Source organism: Ochrobactrum soli (assembly GCF_003664555.1).
Lineage (GTDB): Bacteria > Pseudomonadota > Alphaproteobacteria > Rhizobiales > Rhizobiaceae > Brucella > Brucella teleogrylli.
The window spans coordinates 73930-90311 of record NZ_RCHH01000001.1 but is presented as its reverse complement, the minus strand read 5'-3'; the positions used below and the strand labels follow the sequence as shown (position 1 = coordinate 90311).

Here is a 16382-nt window from a genome sequence, read left to right as displayed (position 1 = left end):
TTTGGTCCTATCCGTTCACGCGCTTGGCGCCGCTGACGCTCGCGCTTTCTTTCAATTGGGAAATGATGCGGTTGAGGTGTTTCAAGTCCCACACCTCGACGTCGATGATCATTTCGGTAAAGTCCGGTGCGGTGCGCACCATGGAGAGATTGTGAATATTGGCGTCGTTGGCCGCAACAATCTGGGCGATTTCCGCCAATGAGCCCGGTGAATTGATCGCCGAGACGCTGACGCGGGCCGGAAAGCGCTCATGCATCGTCTCATCGATATCCCAACGCACATCGATCCAGCGTTCCGGCTGATCGTCATAGGCGGTCAGCGCCGGTGACTGGATCGGGTAAATGGTGATACCGGCGCCCGGCTGGAGAATGCCGACGATACGGTCACCCGGCACCGCGCCTTCCGGCGCAAAACGCACCGGCAGATCGGAATTGGTGCCACGGATTGGCAGAGCACGCTTGCCCGGCTTCGTCGCGGTTTCCTGATCCTTGCCCTTATCGGCCTCGGAGCCTTCACTGCCTTCGGGAACCTTGAAGATCATCCCGGCAGCATTTTGAATGTTGAACCAGCCTTTTTCGCCGGTCTTGGCGGGGTTGTTCTGCGTTGTGACACGCGTATCCTGATAGTCTGGATAAACGGCCTTCACCACATCGGTGGACGGCAGTTCGCCGCGCCCGACGGCGGCCAGCACGTCTTCCACATCCTTTCGCGCCAGACGCGGCAGGCCCGGTTTCAGGATATCCTTGCTGAATGGCTTTCCGGCGCGCTCGAAAGCGCGTTCGAGAATACGCATGCCGAGGCCGGAATATTGCTTGCGCACGGCGGAGCGGGTCGCACGGCGGATCGCAGCGCGCGCCTTGCCGGTCGCAACCAGAGATTCCCAGGCCGCAGGCGGCACCTGCGCCTTGGAGCGGATGATATCCACTTCGTCACCGTTCTTCAGCTCGGTCATCAGCGGCATGATGCGGCCATTGACCTTGGCGCCAACACAGCTGTCACCAATATCGGTGTGCACGGCATAGGCGAAATCGATCGGCGTCGCACCGCGTGGCAGTGCAATCAGGCGGCCCTTCGGCGTGAAACAAAAAACCTGATCCTGAAACAGCTCCAGCTTGGTATGTTCCAGAAACTCTTCCGGATTATCGCCTTCGGAAAGCTGCTCGATGGTCTGGCGCAGCCAGGCATAAGCGTTGGTTTCCGTCGAGATCGCGTGCGGATTGTTGGCGCTGCCGCGATCCTTATAGATCGAATGCGCCGCCACACCGAACTCGGCAATTTCATCCATCGCACGGGTGCGGATTTGCAGTTCGATACGCTGGCGTGACGGACCGATAATGGTGGTGTGCAGCGAACGATAGTCGTTTTGCTTCGGCGTTGAGATATAATCCTTGAACCGCCCCGGCACCATCGACCACGTCGTATGGATCAGCCCCAGCGCCCGATAGCAATCCTGCACCGTATCAACCATGACACGGAAGCCGAAAATGTCGGACAGCTGTTCGAAGGACAGGCCCTTGGTTTCCATCTTGCGGAACACCGACCACGCCTTCTTCTGGCGGCTTTTGACACTGGCCTTGATGCCGTTCTTCTCGAAAATCTCGGACAGGTCCTTTTCGATCTTCTGCAGGAGACCGCGGTTTTTCTCTAGAAGTTCAGCCAGACGGTCCGTAACCGCGCGCCATGCATCGGGATTGATATAGCGGAAGGCCAGCTCTTCCAGCTCTTCGCGCATGTCCTGCATACCCATGCGGCCAGCGAGCGGCGCATAGATATCCATGGTTTCTTCGGCAATGCGCAGGCGCTTGTCCTCGCGCATGACGCCGAGCGTGCGCATATTGTGCAGACGGTCGGCAAGCTTGACCAGAAGCACGCGCACATCTTCGGCGATGGCCAGAAGCAGCTTGCGCAGGTTTTCCGCCTGCACGGCCTTCTTGGAAACCAGATCGAGCTTCTTGAGCTTGGTCAGTCCTTCGACGAGCTTGCCGATTTCCGGTCCGAACAGCTGGTCGATTTCCTGACGGGTCGCGGTGGTGTCTTCGATGGTGTCGTGCAGAAGCGCGATGGCGATCGTCGCCTCATCCAGATGCATGTCCGTGAGGATGGCCGCGACTTCGAGAGGATGAGAGAAATAAGGGTCGCCGGAAGCACGTTTCTGGCTGCCATGTTTCTGCATGGCATAGACATATGCCTTGTTGAGAAGCGCCTCGTTAACATCCGGCTTGTATCGCTGCACACGCTCCACAAGCTCATACTGGCGCATCATCTACGACAACTCCCTCAAACCAACGCCGGGCGGTTCGCGGCCACGCCGCAAAACAATGACACCCCAATCGAGCACAACTTCGCAAATTATCGAGTGTTTTGCGAGCTTTAGCACCGACTTTCTGCCAACAGGATTAATTTCAGACAGAAATCAATTTCCTGCAAGCCGCCGCAGCGATCATTTTATGTTCACGCGCGTAAAAATACGCGCCGCGGCCTGATGAGCCGCAGCGCGTGTATAAAAAGGCAACCCGAAAGCGGATTAGAAGTCGTCGTTCTTTTCCGGAGCGACCAGACCTTCGATACCGGCCAGAAGCTCTTCTTCCGACATGCGGTCGAAAGACACAATGTCTTCCTCGGCAGCATCGGCAATGCCTTCAGCCAGTTCGTCGGACGACGACGTGATCTGGGCAGGAGCAGCAGCTTCCGGTTCATCCACTTCCACATGCTTCTGCAGCGAGTGGATCAGGTCTTCCTTCAGATCGTCCGGCGAAAGCGTTTCGTCGGCGATTTCGCGCAACGCAACGACGGGGTTCTTATCATTGTCGCGGTCGACAGTGATCGAAGCGCCCTGGGAAATCTGGCGGGCGCGATGACCGGCGAGCAGAACCAGCTCGAATCGGTTCTCGACTTTGTCTACGCAGTCCTCAACAGTGACGCGGGCCATACACGGTCCCTTTCATTTTCGAACTTTAAACGGATTTTTTTCAGCACATAACGCCTGTCGGGCGAAATTACAAGCCAAAGCGGGATTACAGGCGTTAAATAGCCTTAATCCGTTCATATACCCTCGATTTTTAACGATATACCGCATAATATCTCATCGCATTTCAAAATGGAACAATATTAAGCAGACCAAAATTCGTTCCCATATCGAAATTGCTACATTAGGTAAATTAGCTCACTAAAATAACAACCTATGGTTGCTTGTTTTTCTATAATATGTCCTTAGAAACGCTATAAACGCTATTGGTAGAAATATTTCGCCAGCCGACGTTTGTGAAACAAATCTGAATACGCGGTCGACGGTCCACACTCCCGTTAGGCTGTAGAGTGGATATATTGCACGATGTTCGATTCTCGTGAAAAAATTGCGCTTTTTATTGACGGCGCCAATTTATACGCAGCATCCAAGACTCTGGGCTTTGACATCGATTACCGCAAGCTTCTGAAGGCGTTTCAGAAGCGCGGTTATTTGCTGCGCGCTTATTATTATACGGCGCTTGTTGAAGATCAGGAATATTCCTCGATCCGCCCACTGATCGACTGGCTGGATTATAACGGTTACAAAGTCGTCACCAAGGCCGCCAAGGAATTCACCGATTCGACCGGTCGCCGCAAGGTGAAGGGCAATATGGACATCGAACTCACCGTCGATGCCATGCAGCTCACCGACACGGTTGATCATTTCGTCATCTTCTCTGGCGACGGCGATTTCCGTTCGCTCGCAGAAGCCCTGCAGCGCAAGGGCCGCAAGGTTTCCGTCGTTTCGACGCTGACGACCCAGCCCGCGATGATCTCCGACGAACTGCGCCGTCAGGCCGATCATTTCATCGATCTTGTTTCGCTGAAGGCTGAAATCGGTCGCGATCCTTCGGAGCGCGCGCCACGCCGCCAGGACGACGATCTCGAAGAGAATTATTGATATCGGTCAGGGTTCGATCCATGCACCAGCATGAATTTTGAGCCCTCCCGACGAATAATCCACTTTTCTACCTGAATCAAAAAGAGCGCCTGACGGCGCTCTTTTTCCTTGGAATGCGATCAGCCCCGGTCGCGGAGCAAGCGGGCCTTTTCGCGGCCCCAATCGCGCTTCTTTTCCGTCTCGCGCTTGTCATGATTCTTTTTACCGCGCGCCACGGCCAGTTCCAGCTTCGCGCGTCCGCGATCGTTGAAATAGAGCTTCAACGGAACGACCGTCATACCGTCGCGCGATACGGAGTTGAACAGGCGCGATGCTTCGCGGCTGCTCACCAGAAGCTTCCGCAAACGGCGCGGCTCGTGGTTGAAGCGATTGCCCTGCGTATATTCCGGAATATAAGAGTTGATCAGCCAGAACTCGCCATTCTCGAAGCTGGCATAGCTTTCAGCGATATTCGATTGATTGGCGCGCAGGGACTTCACCTCGGTGCCGGTCAAAACCAGACCAGCCTCGAGCGTGTCCAAAATCTCGAAATTGAAGCGCGCCTTGCGGTTTTCCGCGATGATCTTGCGTGCAGGGGAATTCTTCGGCTTGTTCATAACTGCACTATATAATGTGTTGCATTTAAAATGAAAACGCTCCCGCGACGGCGGGAGCGTAAAAATCAGCAGCTTGCAATTCTTTTAACGAGCAGCCACGCTAATGCCTGCTCAGTTGATGAGACCTGCATGCTTCATGGCGTGATCGATCTTCTCCGCCGTCGAAGCTTCGACCTGCACCATCGGCGAGCGCAGGCTGTTTTCGACGCGCCCAAGACGCGACAACGCATATTTCGGGCCAGACGGGTTCGGCTCGATGAACAGCGCCTTGTGCAGCGGCATCAGACGGTCCTGCAGTTCCAGCGCCTTGGCGAAATCGCCAGCCTGGCAGGCATCCTGAAACTCGGCGCATAGACGCGGCGCGATGTTCGACGTCACCGAAATGCACCCTACCCCGCCATGGGCGTTGAAGCCGAGCGCGGTCGCATCCTCGCCCGAAAGCTGGATGAAATCCTTGCCGCAGGTGCCACGCTGTTCTGAAACGCGCTCGATCTTGCCGGTCGCGTCCTTCACACCGATGATGTTCTTGTGATCGCGCACCAGAGCGCCCATCGTTTCCGGCGTCATGTCGATGACCGAACGGCCCGGAATATTGTAGATGATGAGCGGAATGGAGATCGAACGCGCAACCTGCGAGAAGTGTTCGTAAAGTCCACGCTGGGTCGGCTTATTGTAATAAGGGGTCACCACCAGCACGGCGTCGGCGCCAGCCTTTTCGGCATGCTGCGCGAGTTCAATCGCCTCGACAGTATTGTTCGAGCCGGCACCTGCAATAACCGGCACGCGACCGGCGGCCACTTCGATGCAGACCTCGATGACGCGCTTGTGCTCGTCATGGGAAAGCGTCGGCGTTTCGCCGGTGGTGCCAACGGGAACCAGACCTTTGGTGCCCTCTTTTATCTGCCAGTCAACGAATGCACGAAAAGCTTTTTCATCGAACGCTCCTTCACGATCGAATGGCGTGACAAGCGCGGTAATTGAGCCCTTCAGCATCAGTAACTCCTGAAAAAGATAGACAGAACCTCAAACCGCAGGGGCGCTCGACCTCATATGCGGTTTGCGGAGGCGTTGAACAATAGTCTTGCAGCACGAATGGAGCAAGCACATTGCAAGCGGAAAACAGGGGTATTACGGCAGATTTGCGACGAAAATTCCGGCTTTATTCCAATGTCATCTTCGCTCATCCCGACAGCCCGTAAAGCCCGGTATTCCGCATGGCCGTTTCGTCCCCGTTTGCACTATCTTATAAAGCTTTTATTAATCATAGTTTCATTCCTGGGGCCTATCCTTGACGACAAGATATGCGGGCGAAATGAAAGGCTAACAAAAGCCGAATTTTGCTAACATATTTTGCAGCAACCAAGTCCCGGCTAGCCGGATTTTTGTTTCAGAGTGCGGATGTCTAAAGAAGTCGTAGCGATCAATATCAGACGAAAAGCCCTGCTTGCAGGATGCCTTATTGCGGTTGCCGTGCAGCCGTCGGCGTCGTTTGCGCAGTCGTCACTGCCGACTCAAGTGCCGACCCCGCTCGTGCGCCCGTTTGCGCCTGCCGCAGCACCGTCTCCGGCGTCGCCGATGAATCTCGTGACGCCAACGCCGCGTCCCACCCCGCCCGATCCGGTTATCACCTCGTCATTCAGCCGCGTGGAAAACCCGGCGGCCATTGGCGGCACGCTGAAAAGCGGGCTTGATGCGCTTTATTCGAAAGATGTTGCAAGTGCGGTTGCCTTTCGCAACGGCATGCCACGCGGTTCGCTCGACCGGCAGATTCTGACCTGGGCCATTGCGACCTCGGGCGTCGAAGGCGTCACCAGCAGCGAAATCGCCGCTGCGACTGCCGAACTGCCCGGCTGGCCCGGCATTTCCACGCTTCAGCGCAATTCTGAACGCGCTCTATTCAAGGAAAACCCGCCTGCGGGAACCGTCATGGCGGCATTTGGCAGCCGTCGCCCGGTGACTACCGAAGGCATGATCGTGCTCGCTCGCGCCTATGTCGGTATCGGCAATCCCGGCAAAGCCCACGAACTCCTGTCTCCTTGGTGGGCAACGCAGCGCCTCTCGTCTGAAGACGAGCAGAAAGTGCTGAAGGAATTCAACGGCATCCTGACACGGGAAGACCATCAGCGGCGTTTTCTGCGCGCGATCTATAATGACCGTATGGCATCGGCAAAACTGCTTGCCGGTCCCGCGCAAGCCCAGTCGCTGTATAATGCTTTTGCAGCCGTCTCGCAGAAATCGCCCACCGCAGCGGCGACGATTGCCGCCGTGGACCGTTCGTGGCAGGCGAATGCGGCCTATCAGTTTTTGAAGATTCGCTATCTGCGTCGCACTGAGCGCTATGATGACGCGACCGAGTTGATGCTGAAAGCGCCGCGTCAGGCAGCCATGCTGGTCGATCCGGACGCATGGTGGACCGAACGGCGTATTCTGTCGCGCGAGTTGCTTGATCTCGGCAAGCCGCAACTGGCCTATAAGGTGGTCGCGGCCCACGCTGCCGAATCGCCAACAGTTGCCGCCGAAGCGGAATTTCATGCTGGCTGGTATGCGCTCCGCGCGCTCAAGCAACCCAAGACTGCCGCACCGCATTTCGCCAGAATTGCCGAAATCTCCGCCCGTCCAATTTCCGCGTCCCGCGCCTATTATTGGCTCGGACGCGCTGCGGATGCGGGAAGCGGCGGCAATGCGCGCGATTTTTATCGTCGCTCGGCCCATTTCGGCACGACATTCTATGGCCAGCTTTCCGCAGCCAAGCTGGATGAAAAGGCGCCGGAACTGATCTATCCGAAGCCGACCGAGACGGATCGCGCGCGCTTTGCCAACCGCCATGCGGTGCAAGCCATCAAACGTCTCGAACAAATCGGTTATGCCACCAAGGCGACATCCATCTATACGCAGCTTTCGCAGGAACTCGACAGTGTCGGCGAACTGGCTTTGCTGGCCGTCATGGCAGAGCGCAACGAGAACCATTATCTGGCACTGCGTGTCGGCAAAACCGCAGCCCTGCGCGGGCTGGATGTGGGTGCGCTTTCGCATCCGCTCGGCGCCATTCCGGCCAGCGCCAATATCAGCGGCTCGGGCAAGGCGCTTGCCTATGCCATCGCGCGTCAGGAAAGCGAGTTCAATGTCGGCGCAGTTTCGAAGGCCGGCGCACGCGGACTGTTGCAGCTGATGCCTGCGACCGCCAAGAGCGTCGCAACGCGCAACGGCATGCCCTTCTCTGCACCGCGCCTCACGAGCGACGCAGGCTATAACGCGACGCTCGGCGCGCATTTCCTGGGTGAACAGCTCGACCGTTTCAACGGTTCTTATGTGCTGACTTTCGCCGGATATAATGCTGGACCGCGCCGCGCTTCGGAATGGGTCGAGAAATATGGCGATCCGCGCGGCCAGTCGATTGAAGAGGTCGTGGACTGGATCGAGCGCATTCCCTATTCGGAAACGCGCAATTATGTGCAGCGCGTGATGGAAAATTACGAGGTCTATAAAGCGCGCCTGACCGGTTCCGCCGATATTGAAACCGATCTGGTTTACGGGCGCCGCTAGAGCGGTTCCGATTATGCTTCGGATTTTTTCGTAGGCTTTGCCTTCGGCTTGGCTGGAGCCTTCCTGGCTCTGGCTGGCCGTTTGGCCGCTGGCTTGATCGTGGTCTCCACAAGCCTTTCTGCCTGGCCGATCCAGTTTTCGCGCACGATTCGGCGCGGGAACCCGATGTGACGTTCGACCCATGCAGCTTCCTCATCCGACCAGTTTGCGATCTGGTCATAATGATAGACGCCAAGCCCATTCAGCATCGATTGAATAGCCTTGCCTATTCCGCCGATCACGGTCAGTTCGTCTGCCTTGCCTTCGCGCGGCGCATCCAGCAGTTCCGGGCGGCCCGGATCGTCCGGCACACTCTGTTCTTCCGGTTGGACCAACTGCACCGGCAGCGGCCCGCCAACAACTTCGGCATCCGGCACAGGCGCTTTCTTCGGCGTGCTCGCCTTTACGGGCTTCTTGTCTTTCGCAAGCGGCGCGGTCACCGCCTCTTTCACAGGCGCGGGCTGAACCGGCTCCGGCTTCTCATCCACGGCTGGTGCCGAAAGCGCAGCCGCGACGATTGTGCGTTCCTCGTCGGTCATGGCCTTGTTCTTGCGTCGGAACAATCTGCCCAGAACGCATCCGACGATAAACGCCACTGCAACAAGGATCGCCAGTTGAATGATCAGCAACGGCATATCGGTTTCCCTCGTATTCTGTACTACGCGCCCTAACCTCTCGATTCGGCGCATTTTATCTCTCGGCTCGCTTTTGAAGCCCACGCAGTTCGGAATGGCGGCTCTATTTACGACCGCTCAGCCATCCGACAACGATCCCGATCAATACCGCCGCGAGAAGAACGGGCCAGAATGTTTCAGCAAGATAAAGCATCAAAACCTGCACTGGGTTTCATAGGTCAATTCCAATCCGTCAGTCATAATAAGAAAGCAAAAATTGAAACAGCGAAACTGTCATTTTCGAACAGGAAAGTCGCTGGATTAACCTGCCGCCACGGAAGCTTTAATCCACAGAATCACGGCTCAACCAAATCTGATGCCGCAAGCTTCAAATCGAACGGTAGCGGCTTGGACAAAATATCCGCCATCGACTGATACTCCTCGGCACTTGCCGCCTTCCCTTTTATCGAAAGCGATCCGTCCGTAATCGTTATCTCGCCATCGGCAAGCCCTTTGGTCAAAGAGAGCGCAAACAGCACACCGTCGGAAAAATGTGGCCAGCTGCCGCGCGCCAGCGCCATTTCATCGTCGAGCGACAGGCCCGGTGCAGCCGCTTCCGCAGCCTCCATAATCCGGTCGCGCAAGGTGTTTTCAGGGATAGAGCCGGTGAAAACCAAACCGTCATTGCTCTTCTCTATCTTAAAAACATAAGGCGACGCGGCCGGCAGAACCGATGTGAGGTCGGTGATGTCGTTTACTCCCCACACAGCGCTCAATGCAGCACGTGCAGCGTCTTGCGCTGCCGGGTCGGGCGCGATGCCCTTCAGGGTGACATCGCGGCCTTCAATATCAAAACCCGTCCAGACATAGGGCGCCAGCGCTTCGGAGGTGCGGCTGGAAATATCGGTCTGAACACGATCCACGCCGAACCACAGCGCCAGCGCCGTCAGTGTTGCGGTCCACGTTAGCCCCGGCCAGAACCAGCTTTTCATGTCGCCTCACCTTCCGTGTCTGTGATCCGCTTCGTCCGAGCGGCGCATTTCAATAGCTCGTTCGTACAAAGACAGGACATTCCACAAATGCAAGAGCCGTTCGAATCAGAGAACAACAAAAAACCCGGCAGCTGAGCTGCCGGGTTTCCTGTAACCAATCCGTAAAGGATTAGAACGAACGCTGGAAGCGGATGGTGCCGCCGATTGCGTCCTTTTCGGTGATGCCACCGTCATAGGCGCGCCAGTCGTTGCTGAAGCGGGTGTAGTTGATTTCTGGCGTAATGGTGAAGCCAGGAACCAGCTCGTAAGCAACGTTAGCAGCAATTGCGGTCTTGCCCCAATCGTCATGCGCGCCCTGAAGGTTGAAGACAGCCTTGTCGGTTGCCTTGAACTTCAGACCACCCCAGACAGCCCAATCGCCGCCCCACTGGCCGTACATCTGGTCCGGATTTTCTTCCGAAGCGTATGCACCCTGCAACCAAACCGAGAAGCGGTCGGTGATGTTGACGTCGCCACGAACCTTGGCAGCCCACTCTTCGATGACCGAGTCGTAAGCCACGACGCCAGCGATCGAACCCCAGCCGCCAGCATACTTCAGGCCGCCAACAACGTGTGGCATGTAGCCGTCGATTGCGTAGTCGCCAGCGCCCGTAAAGCCACCGTCGTTGTCCGCACCCTGTTCAAGAGCGATCACAGCCGAGAAGCCGTTGCCGCCAGTGAAGGTGTACGAGATCTTGCCCGTGCGGTATGCGCCAGCAGAGACCACGTCATCGTTGATGATGTCGCCGAGGTAACCGGTGAAGGTGTGGAATTCCGACTCATCGATACCGACCTTCAGGCCGCCGAGTTCGATATAAGCGAACTGCATAACGACGTCGGAAGAGTTCGAGCCATAAACGCCGTCTTCACGCGAATTAGCCGAAGCATAGTTGAAGCGGGTTTCGGTGAAGGTCTTCAGCGTGCCGAGTTCGGTTTCCGAAGCGGTCGAGGTGCGGAGCGCGAAACGAGCGCCCTTATCCCAACCTTCACGGTCCTGACCGGAATAGACGTTGTCGCCGCCCTTTACGTCGTAACGGACGTAACCATGGATGCGCAGGCAGGTTTCGGTGCCCGGGATGTAGAAGTAGCCAGCGCCGTATGCGTCGCAAACGCGAACATATTCAACGGCTTCGGGCTCTGGCGCGACGATTGCGTCGGCAGCCTGAGCGCCGGAAGCTGCAACCAGAGCTGCAGCGGAGCCGAGAAGAAGGCTCTTGATGTTCATTTCTGACCTCCAGTCAAAGTTAAAAACGGGTCTGGGCATTTTGATTTGGCTGAAGGACAACCTGTCCCCATCCCCTTGTGAAAAAGTCGCCCCGAAGCGCTCCTTCTTCTGGATGTGAAGATACTCGCCCGTTCCCTCGTTTCAACTGCGAATACGGCTTACCCGCCCCGGCAAGCCCTCTATGCAGAATGGTTGTTGCAGAAAAGACACGAAATTGTCAGCTTTGGTGGCCCTTCTTTAGAGTTTATTAACATTCCTAACCACGAATTAACCGATCTTAACGATTGAAAACGTAGATTTTTTTAAGTTAAGCGCCAAAACAGCGTCGAGATTCCACCATTTGCCACCTGGGAACAGAAAGTGTCCTGCGGATGTCCGTAACTTGGTGATTCCTCTTGTGAGAGGCCGAATCTCTAATGTTCTGAATGGCATGATTGTGCGACGGACCAATGAAGAGCGCATAGCCGAAACGCCGCAAATCAAGCCTGCACCATGGTTGCCTTATATATAATGCGTGTAATTCGCAGGAAATTTTACCAGCTGTTGCGTAAATCGCTTGAAATGCCTCGGCGTACCGGCTATCTCGCCCTTACCGGAGAGGTGGCCGAGTGGTCGAAGGCGCTCCCCTGCTAAGGGAGTAGACCTCATAAGGGTCTCGTGGGTTCGAATCCCATCCTCTCCGCCACTAGCTGCAATCAGCTTTCCAACTCCTTCCCCAAAATCATCGATAGTATCGTCTCTTTGAGCCGTTTCTCGACGCATATTCAGGCCGTGCGATGCGAGCGTTTTTGACACTTTGAATCTCGAAAATACGTAACATACTGATTTATAGGTATTTTCTGGTTTCCCTCCGATTCTTGACTGGAGGTCAGAAATGAACATCAAGAGCCTTCTTCTCGGCTCCGCTGCAGCTCTGGTTGCAGCTTCCGGCGCTCAGGCTGCCGACGCAATCGTCGCGCCAGAGCCCGAAGCCGTTGAATATGTTCGCGTTTGCGACGCATACGGCGCTGGCTACTTCTACATCCCGGGCACCGAAACCTGCCTGCGCATCCATGGTTACGTCCGTTACGACGTAAAGGGCGGCGACAACGTCTATTCGGGTCAAGACCGTGAAGGTTGGGACAAATCAGCTCGCTTTGCACTCCGCACCTCGACGGCTTCGGAAACCGAACTCGGCACACTCAAGACCTACACTGAAACCCGCTTCAACTACCTCGCGAACAACTCGCGTATAGACGGCGTATACGGCACCACCGATTCTGAAGTTGTACTTCAGTTCGCTTATATCGAACTCGGCGGCCTGAAGGTCGGTATCGATGAGTCGGAATTCCAGACCTTCACCGGTTACCTCGGCGATGTCATCAACGATGACGTGGTCGCAGTTGGCGGCTATCGCACGGGCAAGATCTCGTACACCTTCACCGGTGGCAACGGCTTCTCGGCTGTGATCGCTCTTGAACAGGGTGACGACGGCTTCACCATCGACGGCTACATGCCGCACGTTGTTGGCGGCCTGAAATATGCAGGCGGCTGGGGTTCGATCGCTGGTGTCGTAGCTTACGACTCGGTCATCGAAGAGTGGGCTGCCAAGGTTCGCGGCGACGTCAACATCACCGACCGTTTCTCGGTTTGGTTGCAGGGCGCGTACTCGTCGGAAGAATCTCCGCTGCAGATGTACGGCCAGTGGGGCGGCGATTGGGCTGTCTGGGGTGGTCTGAAGTTCAAGGCAACCGACAAGGCTGTCATCAACATTCAGGGCGCGCATGACGACTGGGGCAAGACCGCAGTTACGGCCAACGTTGCTTACGAACTGGTTCCTGGCTTCACCATCACGCCAGAAGTTTCCTACACCAAGTTCGGCGGCGAATACCGTAATGTCGTTGACGAAGACAACGCTTTCGGCGGCATGGTCCGTTTCCAGCGTTCGTTCTAATCAGATCGAGCTTGAACAGAAAGACGCCAGCGGGAAACCGCTGGCGTCTGCAATCGTAGAATCGTTGTTCACAGAGTTGTGAAACCACCCGCCTCGAAATGGGGATTTCGGCCGGTGGCGATGAGGGGAATTACCGAGAAACAGAAAGATGGGGACAAACGGGGGGCCTTAAACAAGGATCGCACCATGTCTCTGCATAAAATTAGCCTACTTATCTTGTGCTTCTTAAATTATTCCATTAGTTGTGCAGCCCGGAGAATGCCGGGGGGCGCAAAATGATAACTATTGGGGAAACCAAAGTCGGTTCTGGTGACAAATACGCGCCAATCATCGACTACAATCTGAACTACGCATCCGACAGAAGCCAAAACCATCGCCTCGTGGAGAAATTCTCCATCGCCGAGTTGACGGGAAAATATATAAACATTCTGTGGGATGACGGCTCGCACAAGTATAATGTGAGGTCGTTTCTCGGCGAGATTGACGAAATTCTGAAGGGCGAACGCTTTTCAGGTTTCGATCAGGAAATGCTTGATTCCCTTATTGGCACGCTCCGTGAGCGCGGCAACAGCAATGCAACCATCAACAGAAAGATGGCTGCGCTGAGCAAGCTGCTGCGAAAGGCGCATAAAATGGGGGATATCTATAGTCTGCCGGAGTTCGTCCGACAGAAAGAACGGGTCGGACGCATCCGTTTCCTCGAATATGAAGAAGAAAAGCGCCTGTTCGCCGCAATTAAATCGCGCTGCGAAGACAGTTTCCGTCTTGCCGTATTTCTGGTTGATTCGGGCTGCCGTCTTGGCGAAGCCATCGGTTTGACCTGGAACGATTTGCAGGACCATCGCGTCACCTTCTGGCTCACCAAATCCAACAGAAGCCGTACCGTTCCCCTCACCCGCCGTGCTGCAAAGGCAACGAAGATCGCACATGAGCGCCTCAAAGGCCCATTCTCGATGCTCAATCAGGTTCGGTTCCGCCAGATCTGGAACGAAGCCAAGATGGAAGTCGGCCTGGGCACTGACGATCAGGTCGTACCGCATATTCTGCGCCATACCTGTGCTTCGCGCCTCGTTCGCGGTGGGATCGATATCCGCCGTGTGCAGATGTGGCTCGGTCATCAGACACTGCAAATGACCATGCGATATGCGCATCTGGCTACGCATGATCTCGATTCCTGTGTGAAAGTGCTGGAGATTCACTAGGGATTTCCGGCCAACGTCTGGAGCGCCGACAGGGACAAATCGGGACACATCTGATTTCGATTACGCTGCGGTGCGAGAATCGTAAACAAAAACAACGCGATTGGATTACTCCACGCGGACGCAGCCCTTCGTAGAGTTGTGGTTTAATGCCTTAAAACATGTCTTCCATATTTGACTGCATCCTCTTCTCGCGACAGCACTGGAAGCGGAACTCTTAATATCGGCCTCATCTGCCATTGCGGTTCGGAAGCCGAAACGCACCTCCTTAATGGAGCGGTGCGAATTCCTCAGTCCTTACGACCACGCATTCTTCTGTGGTTTCCGCTTTGCGTCGGGCACGCCTTAGCCGGCCAGTGATTGAAAACACACTCCGAAAAAGCGTCCTCGCCTCCTACTATCGCGCCTCGAACCTTTATCGACCGCCTTCGTCAAAACGACACGACGGAACACGCCGCACAGCTGATCGCAATAAACCTCGCATCAACAGTACCCGATTGAAAATCCGGGATCGTCAGCGCTTTCTCAGCTAAATGAAATTGATGCGTTGACCACATCACGAATGCCGCCAACCCTGATCACCTATTTTAATATCCAGCAAATGGACCGCTAAACACGCCTTTCTCACCATTCTGGTGGAACCGACGGGCAGGTCTTGCTATGCCTGATTATCGGGAGGACGAACGGCCATGCGGCAGCAGTTGCGGACCATCTCGCCCGACCGAGCCGCCTTCATTGCCTGACGGAAAGCTGACTGGATATCGCCATGGGATCACCCCGCCTCACGCCTCTTGTGGAAAAGCTGCCTTCAACCGTGCCGTTTGTCGGCCCCGAAACGCTGGAATTGCAGCGCGGCAAACCGTTCAAGGCCCGCATTGGCGCCAATGAGAGTAGTTTCGGCCCAGCACCTTCGGTGATCGAAGCGATGCAGCGCGAAGCTGCAGAGGTCTGGAAATATGGTGACCCGGAAAATTACGAACTGCGCCATACCATCGCCGGGCATCACGGCTTGAAAGCCGAGAATATCATGCCCGGTGCTGGCGTCGACGCCCTACTTGGTCTGGTCGTTCGCCAGTATGTTCAAGAGGGTGACAAGGTCATCAACTCACTCGGCGGCTATCCGACCTTCAATTATCACGTCGCAGGTTATGGCGGCGCGTTAGTGACGGTGCCTTATCGCAATGATAAATCGGATCTGGATGGCCTGCTCGCTGCTGCAAAGCGCGAGAATGCAGCCATCGTCTATGTGGCCAACCCGGATAACCCGATGGGGACCTGGCACGAAGGCGCCGACATTCAGTCATTCATCGACGGGCTTCCGGAAACGACGATGCTCATTCTGGATGAAGCCTATTGCGAGACCGGACCGGATTCGGCCTTCCCACCTTTCGAAACAGATCGCCCAAATATTCTGCGCATGCGCACCTTCTCCAAGGCTTACGGTTTGGCGGGCATTCGCTGCGGTTATGTCGTCGGCAGCACTGAAGCGATCCGCTCATTCGACAAAATCCGCGACCATTTCGCCGTCAACCGTGTCGCGCAGGCAGCAGCTATCGCAGCGCTGAAAGATCAGGCCTATCTCAAGGACGTTGTCGGCAAAATCCATGCCGGTCGCGACCGTATCGCTGCCATTGCCGCGGCCAATGGCTTGAGCGCCATCCCTTCGGCAACCAATTTCGTGGCTATTGACTGTGGACGCGATGCAGCCTTCGCCTCCGCCATTATGAATGGACTGATCGCGCGCGATGTTTTCGTGCGTAAGCCCGGCGCACCGGTTCTCGACCGCTGCATTCGCGTGAGCGTGGGAATCGAAGAGCAGCTGGATGTCTTCGAAGCCGCCCTGCCCGGCGCATTGGAAGATGCCCGCCAGTCCGTCAAAAGCACCGAAACCGTTTGAACAGCGAGCCATCATGTCCAGTTTATTGAATGGCAGACCCTATAACGTTCTTTTCAGCACGCTCGGTGGCCTTTGCGGCGCGCTAGCAATTGCTGCCTATGCGGGCGCTGCCCATGGGGGTGAAAACCACCTCGGCAGCATAGCACCTTTGCTTCTGGGGCACGCGCCAGCCCTGCTCGTGCTGGCCCTATTGGCACCTGCAAGCCGCGCAGCCATGATCGGCGGCGCACTTCTGGTCGTAGGCCTTGCACTCTTCTGCGGTGATCTTTTCATGCGCGATATCACCGGCAATCGGCTGTTTCCCCTTGCCGCGCCGACAGGCGGAAGCCTGATGATTCTTGGCTGGCTCGGTGTTGCGCTGACCGGCTGGTTTTCACGACAAAAATAAAGGGCCTCAC

At 56.0% G+C, this 16382-nt stretch carries 13 protein-coding genes and 1 tRNA gene; 7 read left to right on the top strand and 7 right to left on the bottom strand.

Annotated features, from left to right (window positions below; translation table 11 throughout):
- Nucleotides 1-7 precede the first annotated feature (7 nt).
- The gene (locus D8666_RS00405) at nucleotides 8-2263 is read right to left on the bottom strand and encodes a RelA/SpoT family protein (RefSeq protein WP_109368642.1); all 2256 of its coding nucleotides are present in this window, start codon (nucleotides 2261-2263) and stop codon (nucleotides 8-10) included.
- 261 nt (nucleotides 2264-2524) lie between these two features.
- Nucleotides 2525-2929, bottom strand: a complete 405-nt coding sequence (gene rpoZ, locus D8666_RS00400) for a DNA-directed RNA polymerase subunit omega (protein ID WP_109368641.1) — start codon at nucleotides 2927-2929, stop codon at nucleotides 2525-2527.
- Nucleotides 2930-3331: 402 nt separating this feature from the next.
- Here rpoZ and D8666_RS00395 point away from each other — a divergent pair, with 402 nt between their 5' ends.
- Nucleotides 3332-3907, top strand: a complete 576-nt coding sequence (locus tag D8666_RS00395) for a LabA-like NYN domain-containing protein (protein ID WP_109368640.1) — start codon at nucleotides 3332-3334, stop codon at nucleotides 3905-3907.
- 119 nt (nucleotides 3908-4026) lie between these two features.
- Here D8666_RS00395 and smpB read toward each other — a convergent pair whose 3' ends face one another.
- Together smpB and dapA are read right to left on the bottom strand one after the other, a co-directional pair.
- A complete protein-coding gene (gene smpB, locus D8666_RS00390) occupies nucleotides 4027-4503 on the bottom strand; it encodes an SsrA-binding protein SmpB (RefSeq protein ID WP_109368639.1) in 477 nt (158 codons plus the stop codon).
- A gap of 111 nt (nucleotides 4504-4614) precedes the next feature.
- Complete coding sequence (gene dapA / locus D8666_RS00385) at nucleotides 4615-5496, bottom strand: 4-hydroxy-tetrahydrodipicolinate synthase (RefSeq protein WP_109368638.1); 882 nt, start codon at nucleotides 5494-5496, stop codon at nucleotides 4615-4617.
- A 405-nt stretch (nucleotides 5497-5901) separates the two neighbouring features.
- Here dapA and D8666_RS00380 point away from each other — a divergent pair, with 405 nt between their 5' ends.
- Nucleotides 5902-8046, top strand: a complete 2145-nt coding sequence (locus D8666_RS00380; RefSeq protein WP_121535564.1) for a lytic transglycosylase domain-containing protein — start codon at nucleotides 5902-5904, stop codon at nucleotides 8044-8046.
- Between the two features lie 11 nt (nucleotides 8047-8057).
- Here the strand turns inward: D8666_RS00380 and D8666_RS00375 are convergent, their stop codons facing one another.
- The 3 genes from D8666_RS00375 to D8666_RS00365 all read right to left on the bottom strand — a co-directional run bounded on the left by D8666_RS00375 (nucleotide 8058) and on the right by D8666_RS00365 (nucleotide 10955).
- Entirely contained in the window at nucleotides 8058-8720 is a 663-nt protein-coding gene (locus tag D8666_RS00375; RefSeq protein ID WP_121535561.1) for a helix-hairpin-helix domain-containing protein, read from the bottom strand.
- Nucleotides 8721-9055: 335 nt separating this feature from the next.
- Entirely contained in the window at nucleotides 9056-9691 is a 636-nt protein-coding gene (locus D8666_RS00370; protein ID WP_121535558.1) for a BON domain-containing protein, read from the bottom strand.
- 169 nt (nucleotides 9692-9860) lie between these two features.
- Nucleotides 9861-10955: a porin gene (locus D8666_RS00365; protein WP_121535555.1), complete on the bottom strand. Its 1095-nt coding sequence runs from the start codon at nucleotides 10953-10955 to the stop codon at nucleotides 9861-9863.
- 594 nt (nucleotides 10956-11549) lie between these two features.
- On the opposite strand from D8666_RS00365, the gene D8666_RS00360 reads away from it, so the two are divergent.
- The 5 genes from D8666_RS00360 to D8666_RS00340 all read left to right on the top strand — a co-directional run bounded on the left by D8666_RS00360 (nucleotide 11550) and on the right by D8666_RS00340 (nucleotide 16372).
- Nucleotides 11550-11640 (top strand) — tRNA-Ser (locus D8666_RS00360).
- A gap of 189 nt (nucleotides 11641-11829) precedes the next feature.
- Entirely contained in the window at nucleotides 11830-12888 is a 1059-nt protein-coding gene (locus D8666_RS00355; RefSeq protein ID WP_121535552.1) for a porin, read from the top strand.
- A 275-nt stretch (nucleotides 12889-13163) separates the two neighbouring features.
- Nucleotides 13164-14090 carry a tyrosine-type recombinase/integrase gene (locus tag D8666_RS00350; protein WP_109368632.1) on the top strand — a complete coding sequence of 309 codons (927 nt, stop codon included), beginning with the start codon at nucleotides 13164-13166 and terminating at the stop codon, nucleotides 14088-14090.
- A gap of 763 nt (nucleotides 14091-14853) precedes the next feature.
- On the top strand, nucleotides 14854-15984 hold the full coding sequence (locus tag D8666_RS00345; RefSeq protein ID WP_121535549.1) for a pyridoxal phosphate-dependent aminotransferase: 1131 nt from the start codon (nucleotides 14854-14856) through the stop codon (nucleotides 15982-15984).
- Nucleotides 15985-15997: 13 nt separating this feature from the next.
- On the top strand, nucleotides 15998-16372 hold the full coding sequence (locus tag D8666_RS00340; protein WP_109368630.1) for a DUF423 domain-containing protein: 375 nt from the start codon (nucleotides 15998-16000) through the stop codon (nucleotides 16370-16372).
- Nucleotides 16373-16382: the final 10 nt, after the last annotated feature.

Bases quoted from the DNA above. Each gene is read 5' to 3' on its own strand.
- D8666_RS00340 (WP_109368630.1), top strand. From the start codon at position 15,998: ATGTCCAGTTTATTGAATGGCAGACCCTATAACGTTCTTTTCAGCACG.
- D8666_RS00405 (WP_109368642.1), bottom strand. From the start codon at position 2,263: ATGATGCGCCAGTATGAGCTTGTGGAGCGTGTGCAGCGATACAAGCCG.
- D8666_RS00380 (WP_121535564.1), top strand. From the start codon at position 5,902: ATGTCTAAAGAAGTCGTAGCGATCAATATCAGACGAAAAGCCCTGCTT.
- D8666_RS00355 (WP_121535552.1), top strand. From the start codon at position 11,830: ATGAACATCAAGAGCCTTCTTCTCGGCTCCGCTGCAGCTCTGGTTGCA.
- D8666_RS00350 (WP_109368632.1), top strand. From the start codon at position 13,164: ATGATAACTATTGGGGAAACCAAAGTCGGTTCTGGTGACAAATACGCG.
- rpoZ (WP_109368641.1), bottom strand. From the start codon at position 2,929: ATGGCCCGCGTCACTGTTGAGGACTGCGTAGACAAAGTCGAGAACCGA.
- D8666_RS00370 (WP_121535558.1), bottom strand. From the start codon at position 9,691: ATGAAAAGCTGGTTCTGGCCGGGGCTAACGTGGACCGCAACACTGACG.
- D8666_RS00395 (WP_109368640.1), top strand. From the start codon at position 3,332: ATGTTCGATTCTCGTGAAAAAATTGCGCTTTTTATTGACGGCGCCAAT.
- D8666_RS00375 (WP_121535561.1), bottom strand. From the start codon at position 8,720: ATGCCGTTGCTGATCATTCAACTGGCGATCCTTGTTGCAGTGGCGTTT.
- D8666_RS00345 (WP_121535549.1), top strand. From the start codon at position 14,854: ATGGGATCACCCCGCCTCACGCCTCTTGTGGAAAAGCTGCCTTCAACC.
- smpB (WP_109368639.1), bottom strand. From the start codon at position 4,503: ATGAACAAGCCGAAGAATTCCCCTGCACGCAAGATCATCGCGGAAAAC.
- dapA (WP_109368638.1), bottom strand. From the start codon at position 5,496: ATGCTGAAGGGCTCAATTACCGCGCTTGTCACGCCATTCGATCGTGAA.
- D8666_RS00365 (WP_121535555.1), bottom strand. From the start codon at position 10,955: ATGAACATCAAGAGCCTTCTTCTCGGCTCCGCTGCAGCTCTGGTTGCA.